This window comes from Actinoplanes sp. ATCC 53533, from assembly GCF_003947245.1.
In genome coordinates this window covers 1-18,031 of sequence record NZ_QHHV01000144.1, presented here as the reverse complement: position 1 = coordinate 18,031, position 18,031 = coordinate 1, and the positions used below count along the sequence as shown (strand labels likewise).

The window sequence follows — 18,031 nt, the reverse complement described above, 5'->3', positions numbered from 1 at the left end:
CAAGCCGAGCTGAATCGGGCGGGCCTTCTCGCCTTCGCGGGTGATCTTTCGGGCCGGCCGGCCCTACCTCGCGTGCAGCACCCCGCGAGAGCGCCACAGGCAGTGCGCCGTAGTCGTCGTACTGGGTATGACGACCTTCACTGCCGCACCGCCAGCATCGCCGGGCACGCTGGTCCGGCGGATGGCCGAGCTGCGGGAACTCGCACGAAGTCGCCGAATGGCCGTGGATCTCGAGGAGCCGGCCGCCGTCGCACCGGCCGCGCCGCGGCCCCGCCGCCGCTGGCTGGCACCGCTGCTCATCGTGGTGTTGCTGGGGCAGATGGCGGCCGCCATGGTGGTCACCTCGGTGCAGCAGACGCCGACCATCGACGAGCCGGTCTACGTCGGCACCGCCGTCACCTACCTGGAACAGCACAGCCTGCGTTACAACCCCGAGCACCCGCCGCTGGGCAAGCTGATCATGGCGGCCGGGCTGGCGTTCGCGCAGCCCCGGCTCGATCCGGCGTTCCGCGGCGACCAGACCGACCTCGGCCGGCACGTGCTCTACGAGGCCGGCAACGACCCGTACCGGCTGATGTTCCTGGCCCGGCTCCCGATCATCCTGCTCACGCTGCTGTTCGGGCTGGTGGTGTTCGCGTTCGCGCGAGACCTCGCCGGGCCCGCGGCCGGCGTGCTGGCGCTCGCCCTGTACGCGTTCTCGCCGGACGTGATCACGCACGGCTCGCTCGCCACCCTCGACGTGCCCGCGGTCGGTTTCCTGCTCACCGCGACCTGGCTGGTGTGGCGGGCGCGGCAGCGTCCGCTGCTCTACCTGCCGCTCGCCGGGGTCGCGCTCGGCGCCGCGCTGGCCACCCGGATGAGCGTGCTGCCCGCGGTGCCGGTGCTGCTGATGCTGGCGTTCCTGGCGCTGCGGCGGCTGCGCGGGCTGGCGGCGGCGGCCGGTGTCGGTGTCCTCGCGGTCGCCGTCGTGTGGCTGGTCTACCTGGCCGTCGACCCGGCGCTGCGCTGGGCGCAGCCGGCCGGCATGCCGGCGGAGACCGGGCTGAAAGGCATGCTCGTCGACTGGCTGCCGGTCCCGGAGGCCTATCGCGACGGCATGCGGGTCCAGTTCGCGTTCGAGAATTCCACCTTCAGCGGGTTCCTGTTCGGCCGGCACTACCAGGGCTCGCTCTGGTACTACCTGCCGGCGGCCCTGCTGGTGAAGACCCCGCTCGGCCTGCTCGTGCTCTGGCTCGCCGGCACGGTCACGCTGCTGGCGGTGCCGAGGCTGCGGATCGCGGCGCTCTACCTGCTCGTGCTGCCGGCCGTGCTGCTGGCGGTGGCGATGACCGGGTCCCGCGACTTCGGCACCCGCTACGTGATCTTCCTGCCCGTCTTCCTGGCCGTGGCGGCGGGCATGGTGCTGACCGTGCGCTGGCGCTGGGCGCACATCGGCGCCGCGGCGCTGGCGCTCTTCGTCGCGGTCAGCTCACTGCGCACCTTCCCGTACTACCTGCCGTACTCGAACGAGGCCTTCGGTGGGCCCGCTGCCACCCACCGGTATCTGCACGACTCGAACGTCGACTGGGGTCAGGACCTCGGCCGGCTCGCCGATCGGCTGCACCAGCGGTATCCCGGGGAGCCGGTCTGGCTGGTGTACAAGGGCGCCGGCGTGCCGTCGGCGTACGGGATCACGGCGAAGGACCCGCTCAAGGTGCCGGCGGCCGACGTCAGGGGCCTGCTGGTGGTGTCGGACAGCTCGATCGCCAAGGCGACCGGGCGGCTCGCGACGCTGCTGCGCGGCAGCGGCGACCCGATCGACGAGGTCGGCCACTCGATCACCATCTATCGCCGCCCCTGACGGATCGCCCGGCGGACCCGCGCGCCCGGCGCGGGCCAACAGTTGAGAATAAGTCTTTGCATAGATATCTTCTCATCATGGCTGATCGGCAACCTCGGCTCCTCTCCGACATCGAGGCCCTCAAGGCTCTCGCGCACCCGCTGCGGCAACAGCTGCTGACCTGGCTCCAGCAGCGCGGCTCGGCCACCTCCGCCGACCTCGCCGTCGCGTTCGACGTGGACCGCGGCGCGGCCAGCTATCACCTACGCCAGCTGGCCCGGTTCGGATTCGTCGAAGAGGACACCGAACGCTCGGCCGGCCGCCGGCGGTACTGGCAGGCCGTCCCGCAGGACATGCGGCTGCCCCGCCGCCCGGCGGATCCCGAGGTCGCGGCGGTGGCCTTTGAGATCGGCCGCCAGTGGCTGGAGCGCTCCGAGAACGACCTGCACGCCTACCTGTCCAACCGGGAGGGATTCGGCGAGTTTGCCGACGCCGCACAGCACTCCTTCGGCGGCACCGCGCTCACTGCGGAGGAGCTGACCCAGTTCGGCGAGGAATACATCACCTTCCTTAACCGCTGGCACCGCGACCCCGCCCCCGGCCGCCGGCACGTCACTGTCCTGTTCCACGCCTTCCCCACGCCGGACCCGACGTGACCCCCGCGACCACGGCGATCAGGCCGACCCTGTGGCGCAACCGCGACTTCGTCACGCTCTGGAGCGGCCAGGTCGTCGCCACCCTCGGCGCCCGGATCAGCGCGACCGCGATGCCGCTGCTCGTGCTGGCTACGACCGGATCACCCGCCGACGCCGGCCTGGTCGGAGCCGCCGCCACGGTGCCCTTTCTCGTCGCCAACTTGCCGGCCGGGCCGCTGGTGGACCGGTGGAACCGCCGTCGGATCCTGCTGATCAGCCAGGTCGTGGCCGGTCTGGCCATGGCCACCGTTCCGATCGCCCTGTGGCTGGGCATCCTCACGGTCGCCCAGCTCGTCGTGGTCGCGTTCGCGCAGGGCGTGTGCTCTGTCTTCTTCGGACTGGCGGAGAGCGCGTCGCTACCGACCATCGTGCCGGCCGCATTGCTGCCCACAGCCCTCGCCCAGAACGAGGCCCGCAGCCGGGGCGCGGCCCTGGCCGGTGGGCCGCTCGGCGGTCTGCTCTTCGGGCTGGACCGTGCCCTGCCCTTCATAGCGGACGCGATCTCCTACGCCGCAGCGTCCATCGCGCTGCTGTTCCTCCGCAAGGATCTACAGAGCGCGGCGACCGCACCCGCTGAGCCCTTCTGGCGGGCGACGGTCTCGGGTCTGCGCTGGATCTGGCGCCACCCGCTGATCCGCACCGCGATCCTGCTGATCGCCGCCAGCAATCTGGTCTTCCAGGCCCTGATCCTGGTCATCGTCGTCCTCGCCCAGCGGCACGGCGCCACGGCCGGCGACATCGGCACGATGCTCGGCATCTATTCCGGTGGCGGGCTGATCGGCGCCCTGGCGGCGGGCAGACTCCACCGATACTTCACACCCAAGCTGGTCATCATCGGCGTCAACTGGTGCTGGGCCGCGCTGCTGCCGCTGTTCCTGCTCGCCGAGGACCCGCTGCGGATCGGCGCCATCGGCGCGGCCACCGCGTTCATCGGACCTTTGTGGAACGTCGTGATCGTCAGCTACACCGCGCTGCTGGTGCCCAATGAACTGCTGGGCCGCGTCAGCAGCGCAGCGATGACACTCTCCTGGGGCGTCATGCCCATCGGTTCCCTCGGCGCCGGCCTGGTGCTGACCATCGCGGGCCCGACCGGCGCCGTCCTCGTCCTCGCCGGCATCATGCTCGTCACAGCGATCGGAGCGACGATCAGCCCGGCTGTCCGGCACGCCCAGCCGTTACCCGGCTAGCCGGCGGCCGGTCGCGGTGCCGGCTCGCAACCAGGGGTACGAGTGCCGGCTGGGCGGTCATCCAGCGGGCGCGGATTTCGACACCCCGTCCGCCGAGCATCGGGATGACACGATGCCGGCCATGATTCTTTGGATCAACGGCGCCTTCGGGGTGGGCAAGACGACGACGGCGAATCTGGTGACGAAGCGGCTGGACGGCGCCCAGGTCTTCGACCCCGAATACGTCGGCTACCTGCTGAAATCGTTCGTCGAATCCCCGACCGGTGACTTCCAGGACCTCCCGCTCTGGCGCCACCTCGTCGTGCAGACCGTGACGGGCCTGGCCCAGCACCATCCCCGTACCTGGGTCGCCCCGATGAGCCTGATCAACGCGGCCTACCGCACCGAGATCTTCGACGGCATCCGCGCCGCCGGCGTCGACCTCCGCGAGGTCATCCTGACCGTTGCGGAACAGCGGCTGCGCGATCGCATCGACGAAGATCAGGTGGACACGAAGGCCCGCCGCTGGCGACAGGACCATGTCGCCCGAGCCCTGACGACCTTCGCCGGCCTGACCGACGCTCACTTCATCGACGCCTCCCAGCCTCCGGAACAGGTCGCCGAAGCCGTGGCAGCACACGTTCGGCGCCAAGCCTGACTTGACGCTGTGCGGTACAGATTCGCCCATGCTCCGAATGACCCGCCCGGTCCCGGTCGCGGCGGCCGTGGGGGCCGGGCTGGGCGCGATCATGACCGCCCTCGCCTGGATCATCCACGACTGCGAGCAGCTGAACCAGAGTGACGACTGCCAGAGCCGCGCCCTGGCCATCCTCGTCGTCGCGATACCCGTGATGGTCCTCGCCGGGTTGGTGGCGCTCGACATCGGCGTCGGCGGCTGGCGGGGTCCGGTGATCACGCTGGTCGGCGGCACGGCCGCGCTGGCCGGACAGCTGCTGGCAACCCACTACGGCGGCGGTGGCATGCACACGATGTGGGCGGCTGCGCCGATCGGCGCCCTTGCCTTCTGCAGCGTCGCCTACGCCGTTGAGCGGACCTCGCCACCGCTTGTCCGCCTGGCCGGCGGGGTCGTGCCGCCCGCCGTCTATATCTGGGTCTGGGTCCTGTTGAGTCACGAGTCGGCGACGCGGTAGCCGACGCCGGCCTTGGTGGTGATGATCTGCGGGTCGCCGAGCTTGCGGCGGAGGCGGCCGATCGTGACCGTGACGGTGTTGGTGAACGGGTCGGCGTTCTCGTCCCAGACCTGCTCCAGCAGCGACTCGGCGCTCAGGAACGCGGGCGCCGCCCGCAGCAGAGCCTCCAGCAGGGCGAACTCCTTGACCGACAGGTCCAGCCGGCGGCCGTCGCGGGTCGCGGTGCGCCGGGCCGGGTCGAGCTCCAGCCCGGCCGCGCGCAGCGTCCGCGGCTGCGCCGACGGGCGGCGGCGGGCCAGGGCGCGGACCCGCAGCACCAGCTCGGGGAAGTGGAACGGCTTGGCCAGGTAGTCGTCGGCGCCGAGCGTCAGGCCGGTGACCCGGTCGCCGGGCGCGCCGGCCGCGGTCAGCATCAGGACCATCGGGCGGCCGTCCCGTTCGGTGATCATCTGGCAGAGGGTGTCGCCGTGCAGGCCCGGCAGGTCGCGATCGAGCACCACCACCTCGTACGGCGCGAGGTCCAGCTTCTCGGCGGCCGTCAGGCCGTCCAGCGCGACGTCGACGGCCATCCCCTGGTCGCGCAGGCCCTCGGCGACCACCTCGGCGAGCGCCCGCGCGTCCTCGACCACCAGCACCCTCACCCGGCCTCCCCCTCTCGGGGCACCGACGCAGGGGATACCGACGCAGGGGGCACCGACGCAGGGGGCACCGACGCAGGGGACACCGACGCGGGGGACACCGACACAGGGGGCGCCGGCGGAGGGGGCGCCGGCGGCATCAGCGGCAGCCGGATCGCCACGTGCAGGCCGCCCTCGGGCCGGGCGCGCAGCACCAGCGTGCCGCCGTGCGCCGTCGCGACGGCCGCCACGATCGACAGGCCCAGCCCGGTGCCGCCGCCGGCGGTCCGCGCCACGCCGAGCCGCTGGAACGGCTGGCCGAGCCGGGCGACCTGCTCCGGGTCGAGCGGCGGGCCGCCGGTCTCGACGGCCAGCAGCGCGGTGCCGGCCTCGGGCGCGGCGACCACCCGGATCCAGCCGTCCGGCACGTTGTGGGTGATCGCGTTGTCGATCACGTTGCCGGTCATCCGGGTGAGCAGCACCGCGTTGCCGTAGGTCCAGGCGTCCCGCCGCACCTCGGCTCGGACGGTCAGCCGCTTGGCCTCGACGTCGGCGGCGCGGGCCGACATCACCTCCGCGACCAGCGCGCCCAGCGAGACCGGTTCGCGGTCGGCGAGCGCGCCGTGCTGGGTGCGGGCCAGGGTGAGGAAGCCGTCGAGCAGCCCGTCGACCCGGTCCAGTTCGGTGCGCAGCCGGCCGGCGAGCGCCACCGTCTGCGGCGGCACCGGCCCGGGCTTCGCGACCGCGACGTCCAGCGACGCGCGCATCGTGGCCAGCGGGGTGCGCAGCTCGTGGGAGGCGTTGGCGACGAACCGGCCCTGCGCCGCGAACGCCTGCTCCAGGCGTTCGAGCAGGTCGTCGATGGTGTCGGCGAGCGCCTTGACCTCGTCGTCGGGGCCGGGGGCGGCGAGCCGTTGGTGCAGGTTGTCGGCGGTGATCCGGCGGGTGGCGGCGGTGATCGTGCGCAGCGGGCGCAGCACCCGCCCGGCGACCGCGCGGCCCAGCAGCACCGAGGCCGCTCCCATCACGGTCAGCGCGATCACCGAGCCGCCCAGCAGCTGCCGGGCCTGGTCCTGGCGCACGGACTCCAGCCGGGCCTCCAGCTCGGCGATCCGCGCGGCGGAAGCGCCCGGCTGTTGTCGCTGCGCAGGCTCGACGTGGGTGGTGGTGCGGGAGATCGTGATGAGGCCGGTGAGGCCGAGCAGCGCGACACCGGAGAGCATGAACAGCACCACGTACATGATCGTGAACCGCCGCCGAGCCGTCCGCATCCCGTTCCCCCTGCCGCGCCGCCGACCGGCACGTGACCAGCATGCCGGTCCGCACCTAACAGCGGAATGACGGCGGGCGTTCGGCCGCCGTTACGGCGTGCTCCGTAGAACCAGGGCCATGGAAGCCACCATCGAGGTCTCCGACCTCCGCAAACGGTACGGGCGCACCGTCGCCCTGGACGGCATGTCCTTCACGGTACGGCCGGGGCACGTCACCGGCTTCGTCGGCCCGAACGGCGCCGGCAAGTCCACCACCATGCGAGTGGTCCTCGGCCTCGCGGCCCCGGACGCCGGCACCGCGCTCGTCGGCGGCGTGCCCTACCGGACGCTGCGCCGGCCGCTGACCCACGTGGGGGCGCTGCTCGATGCCGGGGCGCCGCAGCCGAGCCGCTCCGCCCGCAACCACTTGCTCTGGCTGGCCCACTCGCAGGGCTTCGCCGCCCGGCGGGTCGACGAGGTGCTGGAGCAGGCCGGGCTGGGCGAGGTTCGCCGCCGCCGGGCCGGCGGCTTCTCGCTGGGCATGCGGCAGCGGCTCGGGGTCGCCGCCGCGCTGCTCGGCGACCCGCCGGTGCTGATGCTGGACGAGCCTTTCAACGGCCTCGACCCGGAGGGAATCGTGTGGATGCGCGGGCTGCTGGGCACCCTGGCCGCCCAGGGGCGGGCCGTGCTGGTCTCCAGCCACCTGATGAGCGAGCTCCAGCACATCGCCGGGCACGTGGTGATCGTCGGCCGGGGCCGGGTCCTCGCCGACACCACGGTTTCCGAACTGCTGGCGGCGGCACCGTCGCTTGAGGACGCCTACTTCGCGCTGACCCGCGACGCGGTCGAGTTCCGCGGGGAGGTGACCCGATGATCGAGTTCGGCCGGCTCGTGCGGGCCGAATGGACCAAGTTCCGGACGGTACGCGGCTGGGTGCTCGGCACCGTGGCCGCGGTCGTGGTGACCCTGCTGCTCGGGCTCTTCGTCGCGTCGAACAGCCACGCGTCCTGCTCGAACGGGACCGTCGACATCGAGTGCCCGACGCCACCGGCCGGCCCGGACGGCCAGCCGGTGCGGGACAAGTTCTACTTCGTGCACCAGCCGCTGGCCGGGGACGGCGCGATCACGGTACGGGTGACGTCGATGACCGGCATCATCACCTACCCGCCGCCCGATCACGACGAGATCGTCCCCGGCCTGGTGGAGTGGGCGAAGGCCGGCGTCATCGTCAAGGACGGCACCGCCCAGGGCTCCCGCTACGTCGCCCTCATGGTCACCGCCGAGCACGGCGTACGGATGCAGCACGACTTCACCCACGACACCGGGGGCCGGCCCGGCGCCGTATCCGCCGACGCCCCGCGCTGGCTGCGGCTGACCAGGGTGGGTGACACGCTGACCGGAGCGGAGTCGGCCGACGGTGCCTCCTGGACCAGGGTCGGCACCGCGCCGCTGGCGGGAGCAGCCGAGATCGGCCTCTTCGTCACCTCACCCAGCGACCTCACCGTGCACGGTGGCGTCGGAGGCGGTACCGCCACGGCCCGGCTGGCCAAGGCGACCGCCACCTTCGACAACATCGGACTGACCGGCACCGCGCCCGGCGGCGAGTGGCTCCGCGACGACGTCGGGCACGTGCTGGGCCCGGACGGCACCCCCCACCATCCGGGCGGCGTCGAGGTGGCGGGCGGCGTCATGACGGTGTCCGGCAACGGCGACATGGCACCGCTCGTGGGCGAGTCCGGGCCCGGCGTACAGCTCGTCCTGATCGGACTGGTCATCGGCCTGATCGTGGTGATCGTGGTGGCCGCCCGCACCGTCTCGACCGAGATCAGGCGGGGCCTGATCTCGGTGACGCTGCTGGCGAGCCCGCGGCGGGCCCGCGTCCTGGCGGCGAAGGCCGTCGTGCTCGGCGCCGTCACCTTCGTCGCCGGTACGGCCGCCGCGGCGCTGGTCATCCCGCTCGCCTGGAATGTGCTGCGGGACAACGGCTTCCGGCAGCCGGGGTTGCCGGTGGCCACCATCGCGCGGGTGGCCACCGAGGCCGGTCTGCTGGTCGCCGGCACGGCGCTGCTCGCGCTGGGGCTCGGGGTGCTACTCCGGCGCGGGCTGGCCGCGGTCGGCGTCGCGGTGGTGGCGGTGGTGTTGCCGTACCTGGCGGCGGTTATCGGCGGCCTGCCGACGGCGGCGGCGGAATGGCTGTTGCGGCTGACCCCCGCCGCGGCCTTCGCGATCCAGCAGGTCGCGCCCGAGTACGCGCACGTGCTGGCGAACTACACGCCCGGGTCCGGCTACTACCCGCTGCCGGCGTGGGGCGGCCTCGCCGTCATGGCCGGCTACGTCGCGCTGGCCCTCGGCCTGGCGTCCGCGCGGCTGCGCCGGAGCGACGCGTGAGCGAGCCATCGACTCAGCGCCGGGTGCTGCACGCCGAGTGGACGAAGCTGCGCACCGAGCCGGCCGCCCGCTGGCTGCTGCCGGGCATCGTGGTGGCGACGGTGCTGACGAGCCTGTTCGCGGTCGCCGCGGCGAGCTGCGAGGGGCGCGGCTGCGGTTTCGATCCGGCGGTGCTGAGCCTGACCGGGGTGCAGCTCGGCCAGGCTCTCGTCGTGCTGCTGGCCGTGCGGGCGATCGGCGGCGAGCAGGGCACGGGCCTGCTCCGCACGACGTTCATCGCCGCTCCCCGCCGGACAGTGGTGCTGGCCGCGAAGGCGGTCCTGATCGGCGGCCTGGTCCTGGCCGCCGGGACCGTCGCCGTGCTCGGCTGCCTGGCCGCCGGCCGGGCGATCCTGCCCGCCAACGGCATCGCCGCGCCGTCGCTGGCCGACGGCCCCACGCTGCGCGCGGCCGTCGGGTCCGTGCTCTACCTGGCGCTGATCGGGCTGCTCGCGCTCGGCGTCGCCGCCGCGATCCGGGACTCGGCGGCCTCGGCGGGGGCGGTGTTCGCCCTGCTCTACGCCGTGCCGCTGGTCGCGGCGGCGATCAGCGACCCGGAGCTGCAACGGACGCTGCGCCGGCTCGCGCCGACGACGGCGGGCCTCGCCGTCCAGGCCACCACCGGCCTGGACGACCTCCCGATCGGCCCCTGGGCGGGCCTCGCCGTCCTCGCCGGCTGGTCCGCCGCGTCCCTCCTGCTCGGGGCCCTGGTCCTCCAGCACAGCGACCCCTGACGCCACCTAGCATGAGACGCGTGCAGGGGATGGAACAGAGCCAGATCGAGGCCGCCCGCGTCGCGCGGTCACCGACACTCGACCTGTCCAGGTGTGGGCTGCACGAGCTGCCCGAGGCAGTGCGTCAACTCACCCACCTCGAGTCCCTCGACCTGCGGTTCAACAATCTTGAAGACCTGCCCGGCTGGCTGGCGGATCTCGATCGGCTGGTCGAGCTCAATGTCCAGGCGAACCACCTGGAACAGGTGCCCGGGGTGGTCGGCTCGCTCTCCGGGCTCCGCGCGCTCGACCTGAGCGAGAACAACCTGGAGGGCGAGCCGCTCGATTTTCTCGGCCGGCTGACGAACCTCACCGAACTCGCCCTCATCGACACGCGGTCGGACCGGCTTCCGGAGAGCATCGGCAACCTGACCCGGCTCACCGACCTGGACCTCTATCTCGGCTGGTTCACCGACTCGCCGGAGAGCCTGCCGGACACTCTCGGGCAACTCACCGGCCTGACCCGGCTGGAGCTCTCCCGCAACGGCCTGACCTCGGTTCCGGAGTGGGTTCGCCGCCTGACCAACCTGCGGGTGCTCGGCCTGTGGATGAACGAGATCGCCGAGATCCCGGGGTGGATCGGTGAGCTGACCGAGCTCAGGGAGCTCTCGCTCCCTTGTGGACCGGAGGATGAGATCCTGGCGGTGCTGCGCGGGCTCCCCAACCTCCGGAAACTCAATCTGGACGGCGAGGACGTGGACCTCGGCTGAGGTCGTCCCCCTGTGCGGGTGTGCGCTCTGAGCGAGGCGGCCGGGCAGGCTGCCGCTGAAGGCCTAAGGCCGCAGCGCCCCGGCCATCCGGGCCTGCTCCTCCAGGACGTCGTTCATCCGGGCCTGGACCGCGTCCATCTGCCCGATCGTGTCGCTGGTGACGAGGATGCCGGCGGAGACCGTACGGGCGCTGTTCTGGATCCCGGTGATCTGCTCGGCGACCCGCTGGGTGGCCTCGGCGGTCTCCCGGGCCAGATCCTTGACCTCGCCCGCCACCACCGCGAAGCCCCGGCCGACCTCGCCGGCCCGGGCCGCCTCGATCGTGGCGTTGAGCGCGAGCAGGTTGGTCTGGTCGGCGATCGACGAGATGATTTTGATGACGTCGCCGATCGCCGTGGAGGCCTGACCGAGCGCCTCGACCTCGTTCGTCATGTCCGAGGCGCGGTCGACCGCGTCCTGGGCCACCCGGGTCGCGTCGTCGCTGGCCGCCCGCAGCCGCGAGACGGTGTCCAGCAGGGCCCGCGCGCTCTCCTGGGCCGATTCCGCCGCCCGCACGATGTCGAGCCGCTGGGACACCAGCTCGGCCACGTTGCGCAGCGCGGAGGCCCGGGTCTCGGACAGCTCGATGAATTCGGTGGTGAAGAAGTCCATCGTGCCGACGATCCGGCCGTGACTGACGATCGGTAGGCAGACGCCCGAGCGCACTCCCGCGCGCTGCGCGGCCGGTGCCCGTACGCAGTCGGTGAGCTCGCCGATGTCGCGGACGAAGACCAGGTCCCGGGCGCGCCAGGCGCGGCCGGAGAGCCCTACTCCCTCGGCGAAGGTCGCGGCCAGCGTCACCTTGCGGAACTCATCGCCGGCCGAGCCCGACTCGACCTGGAAGCGCAGCACGTGCTGCTCCTCGTCAACCTGCCAGTACGAGCCGTACGCCCAGCCGAACGACGTCCGGACCGAGTCCAGCGCGATGCGCAGCGCGGACGCCGGGTCCTTCGCGTCGCCGAGGGCGGTGACCACGTTCGTCACGGCGAGCCGGTCCTCGGCGACCTGGCGCAGTTCGGCGGTCGCGACGGCGTTGTACCGGGCCTGCTCGGCGATCCGGGCGATCGACGCCCACTTCTCGCTGCGCGGCCCGTCGATGTACAGCGGTTCGGCCGAGTAGTACTCCAGCACCGCGACCTGCTGGTTGCGGTGCATGACCGGGATGACCACCGCGGCAGTCATGCCGGTGCGGTTGGCGACCTGGCAGCGCGGGCAGTCCGCGCAGTCGGTCATCGAGCCGAGGTACACGAACTGCTTCGTGCGCCACGCCCGGCCGACGAGGTCGGCGTCGGCCGGCACCGTCCCGCTGGGGGAGGCGGCCCGCATCTCCGGGGTGAGCGGCCCGGTCTCGTACTCGATATGGACGTTGCCCTTGCCGTCGGGCAGCCAGACCGCGCCGTAGCTGAAGTTGTGCGACACGACCGTGCTGTCCACGGTGATCCGCCAGGTCGACGCCAGGTCCTGGGCCCGGTCGAGGTCCATGATCAGCTTTTCGAGGCTCTCGACATCACGGGGTATCGGGCGCAACGCCGGCTGGTCGGACCGCCGGGTTCGAAAAGGTGCCATCACCCCATCATCGGACAGCCCGGCCGTGCCGGGGTGGGAACGCCGAAGCCCGTGACCGGGCCCGGCGTCAGCCCTGGTCGCTGTCGCGGCTCTGCTCGGCCAGGAAGCGCTCCAGCTCGGCGCCGAGCTCCTCGGCCGTGGGCAGCGGTCCGTTCCCGTCGGCCAGCAGGTTGCTCTCCCGTCCGCGCAGGAACGCGTCGTACTGCTGCTCCAGCGACTGCACCAGCCGGGTCGCCTGCTCGTCGTCGGCGACCTGCTTGTCCACCTCCTGGCGGACCACCTCGGCGGCGTCGCGGAGCTGACCGGTGGGCAGGGCCAGCCCGGTGGTCCGCGAGACCGAGTCCAGCAGCAGCTCGGCGGCGGCCGGGTAGGTGGTCTGGGCCAGGTAGTGCGGCACGTGGGCGGCGTACCCCATGGCGTCGTGGCCCGACTCGCCCAGCCGGAACTCCAGCAGGTTGCCCACGCTCGCCGGGACCTGGACGCGCTGCAGCCAGGACTCGCGGTCGCCGAGCAGGCGCTGGTCGGTGGCGTGCGCGGTGACGCTCACCGGGCGGGTGTGCGGCACGGCCATCGGGATGGCGTTGAGGCCGACGGTCAGGTTGACGCCGAAGCGCTCGATCAGGCCGGTGACGGCCGCGATGAAGCGCTCCCACTGCAGGTCGGGCTCCGGGCCCGCGAGCAGCAGGAACGGGATGCCGAGCTGGTCGCGCACCAGGTGCAGGGCCAGGGCGGGCTGGTCGTAGCTCTCCCAGTGATCCTCGACGAAGATCATCGAGGGCCGGCGGGACCGGTAGTCGAGCAGCTGATCGATGTCGAAGGTCGCCAGGACCTGGCCATCCAGCTGCTCCAGCAGATGTTCACGGGAGAGCTGGATCGCACTCCCGGCGTCGACGAACCCGGTGAGCGCCTGCACGAGCACCGGCTCGTCCAGGTCAGGCAGGTCGTCGGCCAACTCGTAGAGCCCATGTGGGTCGAGCACGCTGCGGACCTCCTCGAGAAGCGCCCGCGGGGGCGGGCCTTGTGGTGGGAACACCGGGCCCCGCGTGTTCATTCCTGTCCATCCGCGCGAAGATCAGTGCGGGTCTGATCCTTCCCTACCGCCCCGGCGCGTCACACGGGGAGCACCCGGGCCGCCTCGAGGCGCTCGTTGACCTGCTGCGGGGAGAGCGGGCGGGAGAAGTGGTAGCCCTGGGCGAAGCGGTAGCCCAACCGGTACAGCGTATCCGCCTGCGCCGCCGTCTCCACCCCCTCGGCGATGGCCTGCAGGTGCAGCCCGTTGGTGATCTGGATCATCGCGGTCGCGATCACCGCCTCCTCCGAGCGCCCGCCGATCCCGTCGACGAACGACTTGTCGACCTTGAGGGTGTCCGCCGGGCAGGTACGCAGCAGCCCGAGCGAGGAGTGCCCGGTGCCGAAGTCGTCCAGGGCGACCTTGACCCCGAGCGTCACCAGGCTCTGCAGCGTGTCCAGGGCGACACCACCGTCGAACACCGCGGTCTCGGTGACCTCGACGACCAGCTTCTCCGGGTCGAAGCCGCTGTCCGCGAGCGCCGCCCGGACGTCCGCGGCGAAGCCCGGCTCGCGCAGCTGGCGGGCCGAGACGTTGACGCCGATCTCGCCGGGTGCGCCGGTGCCGAAGACGTCCTGCCACTCGGCGGCCTGGCGCAGCGCGGTTCGCAGGATCCAGTCGCCCAGCGGGACGATCAGGCCGGTGCGCTCGGCGATCGGGATGAACACGTCCGGGCCGATGAAGCCGTGCTCGGCGTGCTTCCAGCGGATCAGCGTCTCCAGCGACGTCCACTCGCCGCCGGGCAGCGCGACGATCGGCTGGTAGACCAGGGTGAAGTCGCCGTTGTCCAGGGCCTGGCGCAGCTCGGCGCCGAGCTGGGCGTCGGCCGCCTGGTCCTGCTCGAGCCGGGCGTCGTAGACCGCGTGCCGGCCCTTGCCGCGCTCCTTGGCGGCGTACATCGCCAGGTCGGCGCGGCGCAGCAGCTCCTGCGGGCTGGCCTCCGGCCACGCCTCGGCGAGCCCGATGCTGGCCTTGACCAGCAGGTCGTAGCCGAGCGCGTGCACCGGACGGGTGAGGGACTCGGCGATGCGGTCCAGCACCTCGGTCGCCTCGCCGCTGCGCAGGCCGCGCAGCAGCAGGCCGAACTCGTCACCGCCGAGGCGGGCCACCGCGTCGTCCTCGCGGACCGCCTCGCGCAGCCGCTGGGCCACCACCACCAGCAGGGCGTCGCCGACGGCGTGGCCGAGCCGGTCGTTGATCGCCTTGAAGTCGTCGAGGTCGATCAGTGCCAGGCTCAGCGGGGTGCCGGCGCCGGCCTCGGCCAGCGCCTCGCGGGTCTGCTGCTCGAACAACGTGCGGTTGGCCAGGTCGGTGAGGCCGTCGTGGCTGGCCCGGTGGGTGAGCCGGTGCTGGTAGCTGTTGAGCTCCACCAGGCTGGCGTCCACCCGGCCGAGCAGCCGCCCGTTCTCCCGCAGGGCCCTGACCTGGCGCACCACGACCAGCGCGGTCAGCAGCACCGCGGCCAGGGCGACGGTGAGCACGGCACCGCCGGCCGTGCCGCTGACCACCAGCAGCAGGGCATCGGTGGCCGCGACGGCCAGGTAGGGCACGATGCTGAAGGACCGGCGGCGGCGCTCGGGCTGGGGCGCCCCGGCGGCCCGGCGCTGGCGGTCCGCCGCGAGCGCGACGAAGAGCACCGTCGCGGGGAGGGAGATCTGCGCGCCGCTCATCCCGGGCCGTGGATCGAAGAGGAGCGCGAACAGCCCGTCGCCGGTGGAGCCGACCGCCGCGCCGGCCGCGAGCAGCCGCAGCGAGATCCGGTCCACGCCGCCGAAGCCGCTGAGCGCGACCTTGGCGAAGGCCAGCGAGCCGACCAGGCCCAGGGCGGTCAGCAGGACCATCGGTGCGACGGGCGGACCGTCGGAGGCTGTGGCGTTCACCACCTCCACGCTGAGATACCAGGCGAAGATGCCGACGGTGATGCTCATCGTCGCGGCGTCCAGCAGGAAGCGGACCACGATCCGGTCCTGGCGCGCCCGCCCGCCCATCGGCACCCGCAGCAGCGCCCAGAGCAGCACCAGCATGGCGAGCAGGTAGCAGATCGAGGTGGGCACGTCGTGCCGCTGGTCCAGCCGGCCGGGGTGCAGCACGGCGAAGCGGGCGTCACCGGCGGCGCCGAACAAGATCAGGACGCAGACGACCGCCAGGGACCGCCAGACGCGCCGGGTGACCTCGTTCAGCCCCGGGGCGACGGCGGCCTGCCGGCAGGCCCAGGCCGCAGCGGCGAAACCGGCCACGCCGGGCAGCCAGCCCCACACCACCGGGCTGTGCCGCACGGTGAAGTTCGCCGCGTAGACCGCGATCGAGACGGCCAGTACGGCGACAGCCGTGACCAGCATCGGAGTCGGCCGCAGCCGCTCCACCCGCCGTTCGTCGCCGGTCGTCATGCGTTGGTCGTCCCTCCGCCGAAGTGCGTCCCTGCCCAGGGCTCATCGGTCGGGCGGTGGACGGTATGAGGTAAAAGTGGAGCGGTGAGCGTCACCGGCCGGCTGCGGAGCGTGGGATCTTGAGAACCCTTGTGGTGCACGTGCAGCTGCACGGCACAATGGAACGAGATCCCCCCTCTCGTGACTCGGAGTGATCTGGTGAACGAACCTGCGGTACCCGCCCCTCCTCCGCCGTCGAACGCCTCTGACCAGGGCCCCGAGCCGGCCGGCCCGCCCGGTTCGCTGTGGGCCCGGATGAAGGCCGACCCCCAGTACGCGCCCGAGCACCTCGCCCTCGAAGCCGTCCGGCGGCTCGGTCCGGAGGCGCAGCGCTGGGCCGACCGGGCCCGGCAGGACGAGCCCGACAAGACGCCCGACGCGCTGGCCCAGCAGGCGGTCAGACGCTTCACCAACCACGCCCGCCTCTCCGGGGCCGTGTCCGGTGCCACCGGGCTGCCCGGCGCGGTGGTCGACGTCGGTGTGCTCGCCTGGACCCAGGCCCGGATGGTGCTGCACATGGCCGCCGCGTACGGCGCCGACCCGACCAGCTCCGAGCGCGCCACCGACCTGCTGGTGCTGCAGCGGGTGCACAAGGCCGCGGAGGCCGCCCGCCTCGCGCTCGGGGTGGCGGCGGGCCGGGAAAGGGCCAGCCGGCTCTTCGCGACCACCGCCGGCCGGCCGCTGAGCGGGGTGATGTTCCGGCTCGGCGTCAAGCTGGCCCAGATGGCCGGGGTCCGGGCGGCCAAGCGGGTGTTCGCCAAGGTCATCCCCGGCGCGGCGGTGGTGCTGGGCACCTGGGCGAACTCCGCCGCCACCAAGGATCTCGCCGGGCGCACCACAGAGCTGTACGGCCGCTCCTAAAGTCGGCTTTGGCGGTGTCGATGAGTGCTCCGTGATATATCGGGGCACCACCACCATCAGGAGTCGCTCGCCGGTGCGCAAGCGATGGCTCCTGCTGTTGGTCGCCCCGGTGCTGGTCTCGGGCTGCAGCATGTTCACCGCGCCCAGCGCCGTCAAGAGCGGCGGCACGGAGCCCGGCACGACCGTGACCGGGGGCAACGAATGGCTGGTCGTCGCGCCGGGCAGCGCGACGCCGTCACCGCGGCCCAGCACCGGCGCCGCCCCGACCCCGACCGCGACCACCGGTGGCTTCCTGCCGCTGGCCCCGGTCGCCCGGCCCACCCCGTCGGCCACCTGCGCCGCGGACACCCCGCACTTCAACAAGATCAACGCCCTGACCGTCGAGCCGGGCACCACGTCCGCCGTGGTGAGCTGGTACAACGTCGGCGGCTACAACCTGGTCGAGTTTCGGATCACCGCGACCAGCCAGGACCCGGTGTACGGCGAACAGCGCGACATCGGCTGGGTGACGATCAAGGCGGACAACCCGTGCGGCTACCTGAAGGCGACGGTCCCCAACCTGGACCGCAAGACCGGCTACGTCTTCACGGTGGACGCGGTGGTCGTGCGGCGCAGCGGTGACGGCACCCACGCGGCGACGATCTTCCGCTCGTCGGTGGTTCAGACCAAGTAGTCGGCCAGCGTGCGCTCCGGGCGGTAGCCCCGGGCGCGCGCCCGGCCCAGCTCCAGGACCATCCCGTCGGTGATCTGGTCGACGGCGTAGCGGGTCAGCGTCGGCGACACCGCGGCCACCGCCCGGGCCAGCCCGGCCGGCACGTGCCGCACCGGCACCCGCAGCGCCCGGGCGAAGACCTCGTCCCGCCGGTACGGCCGCTCGTCCGCGATGTTGTACACCCCGCCGGGCCACTCCAGCGCCGCCAGACAGGCCGCCGCCAGGTTCTCCACCGCCGTCAGGCTCATCGCCACGTCCGGTCCCGGCAGCCAGGCCCGGCCCCCGCGCACGACGCGCCCGAGCCGGGGTAGCAAGTGCCGGTCGCCCTCGCCGTAGACCGCCCGGGGCCGCAGCGCCACCGCCCCGGCCGCCAGTGCGAGCCGTTCCCCGGCCGCCTTGGTGCGGCCGTAAGCACTCCGCTGACCGTCGGCCGGGTGCTCCTCGCCGACCGGCGCCGGGTAGGGGCCGGGGCGGTACACGCTGGCACTGCTCACCCATACCACCGGACGCCCGGTCGCCGCCCGCAGCAGCCGGGCGGTCCCGTCGACGTTCACCGCCCGGAACGCCGCCTCGGCCCGGCGGCCCGGCCGGGGATCACCGACCGCCGCGGCCAGGTGCACCACGGCGTCCGCGCCGGCCAGGTCGGGCAGCTCTCGGGCGGCGTCCCAGGGCACATGCCGGCCGATCGGCCCGGGGCGGCGGCCGAGGCAGAGCACGTCGTACCCGCGGGCGGCGGCGAGCCGGGCGACG

General features: G+C 72.8%; 17 protein-coding genes. 11 read left to right on the top strand and 6 right to left on the bottom strand.

Going from position 1 to position 18,031, the window contains the following annotated elements; translation table 11 throughout:
* Positions 1-127: 127 nt before the first annotated feature.
* The 5 genes from DMB66_RS39445 (at position 128) to DMB66_RS39425 (ending at position 4,831) form a co-directional block, all read left to right on the top strand.
* Positions 128-1,840, top strand: coding sequence for a glycosyltransferase family 39 protein (locus DMB66_RS39445; RefSeq protein WP_233625160.1), 1,713 nt, complete (start codon positions 128-130; stop codon positions 1,838-1,840).
* A 77-nt stretch (positions 1,841-1,917) separates the two neighbouring features.
* On the top strand, positions 1,918-2,475 hold the full coding sequence (locus DMB66_RS39440) for a helix-turn-helix transcriptional regulator (protein ID WP_125809229.1): 558 nt from the start codon (positions 1,918-1,920) through the stop codon (positions 2,473-2,475).
* On the top strand, positions 2,472-3,701 hold the full coding sequence (locus DMB66_RS39435) for an MFS transporter (RefSeq protein ID WP_233625159.1): 1,230 nt from the start codon (positions 2,472-2,474) through the stop codon (positions 3,699-3,701). Before DMB66_RS39440 ends, DMB66_RS39435 begins: the two co-directional genes overlap by 4 nt.
* 121 nt (positions 3,702-3,822) lie before the next feature.
* Entirely contained in the window at positions 3,823-4,338 is a 516-nt protein-coding gene (locus DMB66_RS39430; RefSeq protein WP_125809228.1) for an AAA family ATPase, read from the top strand.
* A 28-nt stretch (positions 4,339-4,366) separates the two neighbouring features.
* Positions 4,367-4,831, top strand: a complete 465-nt coding sequence (locus DMB66_RS39425; protein ID WP_125809227.1) for a hypothetical protein — start codon at positions 4,367-4,369, stop codon at positions 4,829-4,831.
* Here DMB66_RS39425 and DMB66_RS39420 read toward each other — a convergent pair.
* A complete protein-coding gene (locus tag DMB66_RS39420) occupies positions 4,810-5,472 on the bottom strand; it encodes a response regulator transcription factor (protein WP_199752893.1) in 663 nt (220 codons plus the stop codon). The two genes, DMB66_RS39425 and DMB66_RS39420, sit on opposite strands and share 22 nt — an antisense overlap.
* Positions 5,469-6,719 carry a HAMP domain-containing sensor histidine kinase gene (locus DMB66_RS39415; protein WP_125809226.1) on the bottom strand — a complete coding sequence of 417 codons (1,251 nt, stop codon included), beginning with the start codon at positions 6,717-6,719 and terminating at the stop codon, positions 5,469-5,471. The genes DMB66_RS39420 and DMB66_RS39415 overlap by 4 nt, the downstream gene beginning before the upstream one ends.
* Before the next feature lie 118 nt (positions 6,720-6,837).
* On the opposite strand from DMB66_RS39415, the gene DMB66_RS39410 reads away from it, so the two are divergent.
* Genes DMB66_RS39410 through DMB66_RS39395 form a run of 4 tightly spaced genes read left to right on the top strand, consistent with a single transcriptional unit; the run spans position 6,838 to position 10,608 of the window.
* Positions 6,838-7,572: an ABC transporter ATP-binding protein gene (locus tag DMB66_RS39410; RefSeq protein WP_125809225.1), complete on the top strand. Its 735-nt coding sequence runs from the start codon at positions 6,838-6,840 to the stop codon at positions 7,570-7,572.
* Positions 7,569-9,086: an ABC transporter permease subunit gene (locus DMB66_RS39405; protein ID WP_125809224.1), complete on the top strand. Its 1,518-nt coding sequence runs from the start codon at positions 7,569-7,571 to the stop codon at positions 9,084-9,086. Before DMB66_RS39410 ends, DMB66_RS39405 begins: the two co-directional genes overlap by 4 nt.
* A complete protein-coding gene (locus DMB66_RS39400) occupies positions 9,083-9,859 on the top strand; it encodes an ABC transporter permease (protein ID WP_233625158.1) in 777 nt (258 codons plus the stop codon). Before DMB66_RS39405 ends, DMB66_RS39400 begins: the two co-directional genes overlap by 4 nt.
* 29 nt (positions 9,860-9,888) lie before the next feature.
* Positions 9,889-10,608 carry a leucine-rich repeat domain-containing protein gene (locus DMB66_RS39395; RefSeq protein WP_233625166.1) on the top strand — a complete coding sequence of 240 codons (720 nt, stop codon included), beginning with the start codon at positions 9,889-9,891 and terminating at the stop codon, positions 10,606-10,608.
* Positions 10,609-10,671: 63 nt separating this feature from the next.
* On the opposite strand, the gene DMB66_RS39390 is transcribed toward DMB66_RS39395, so the two are convergent.
* The 3 genes from DMB66_RS39390 to DMB66_RS39380 all read right to left on the bottom strand — a co-directional run bounded on the left by DMB66_RS39390 (position 10,672) and on the right by DMB66_RS39380 (position 15,669).
* Positions 10,672-12,213, bottom strand: a complete 1,542-nt coding sequence (locus DMB66_RS39390; protein WP_125809222.1) for a methyl-accepting chemotaxis protein — start codon at positions 12,211-12,213, stop codon at positions 10,672-10,674.
* Between the two features lie 67 nt (positions 12,214-12,280).
* Positions 12,281-13,192 carry a proteasome assembly chaperone family protein gene (locus tag DMB66_RS39385; RefSeq protein ID WP_125809221.1) on the bottom strand — a complete coding sequence of 304 codons (912 nt, stop codon included), beginning with the start codon at positions 13,190-13,192 and terminating at the stop codon, positions 12,281-12,283.
* Between the two features lie 131 nt (positions 13,193-13,323).
* A complete protein-coding gene (locus DMB66_RS39380; protein WP_125809220.1) occupies positions 13,324-15,669 on the bottom strand; it encodes a bifunctional diguanylate cyclase/phosphodiesterase in 2,346 nt (781 codons plus the stop codon).
* A gap of 198 nt (positions 15,670-15,867) precedes the next feature.
* Between DMB66_RS39380 and DMB66_RS39375 the strand changes: the two genes are divergently transcribed.
* On the top strand, positions 15,868-16,569 hold the full coding sequence (locus tag DMB66_RS39375; RefSeq protein WP_233625157.1) for an EcsC family protein: 702 nt from the start codon (positions 15,868-15,870) through the stop codon (positions 16,567-16,569).
* A gap of 73 nt (positions 16,570-16,642) precedes the next feature.
* Positions 16,643-17,242 carry a hypothetical protein gene (locus DMB66_RS39370; RefSeq protein ID WP_125809219.1) on the top strand — a complete coding sequence of 200 codons (600 nt, stop codon included), beginning with the start codon at positions 16,643-16,645 and terminating at the stop codon, positions 17,240-17,242.
* On the opposite strand, the gene DMB66_RS39365 is transcribed toward DMB66_RS39370, so the two are convergent.
* On the bottom strand, positions 17,230-18,031 hold an 802-nt coding region (locus tag DMB66_RS39365), incomplete at its 5' end, for an NAD(P)-dependent oxidoreductase (protein ID WP_148112801.1). The genes DMB66_RS39370 and DMB66_RS39365 overlap by 13 nt on opposite strands.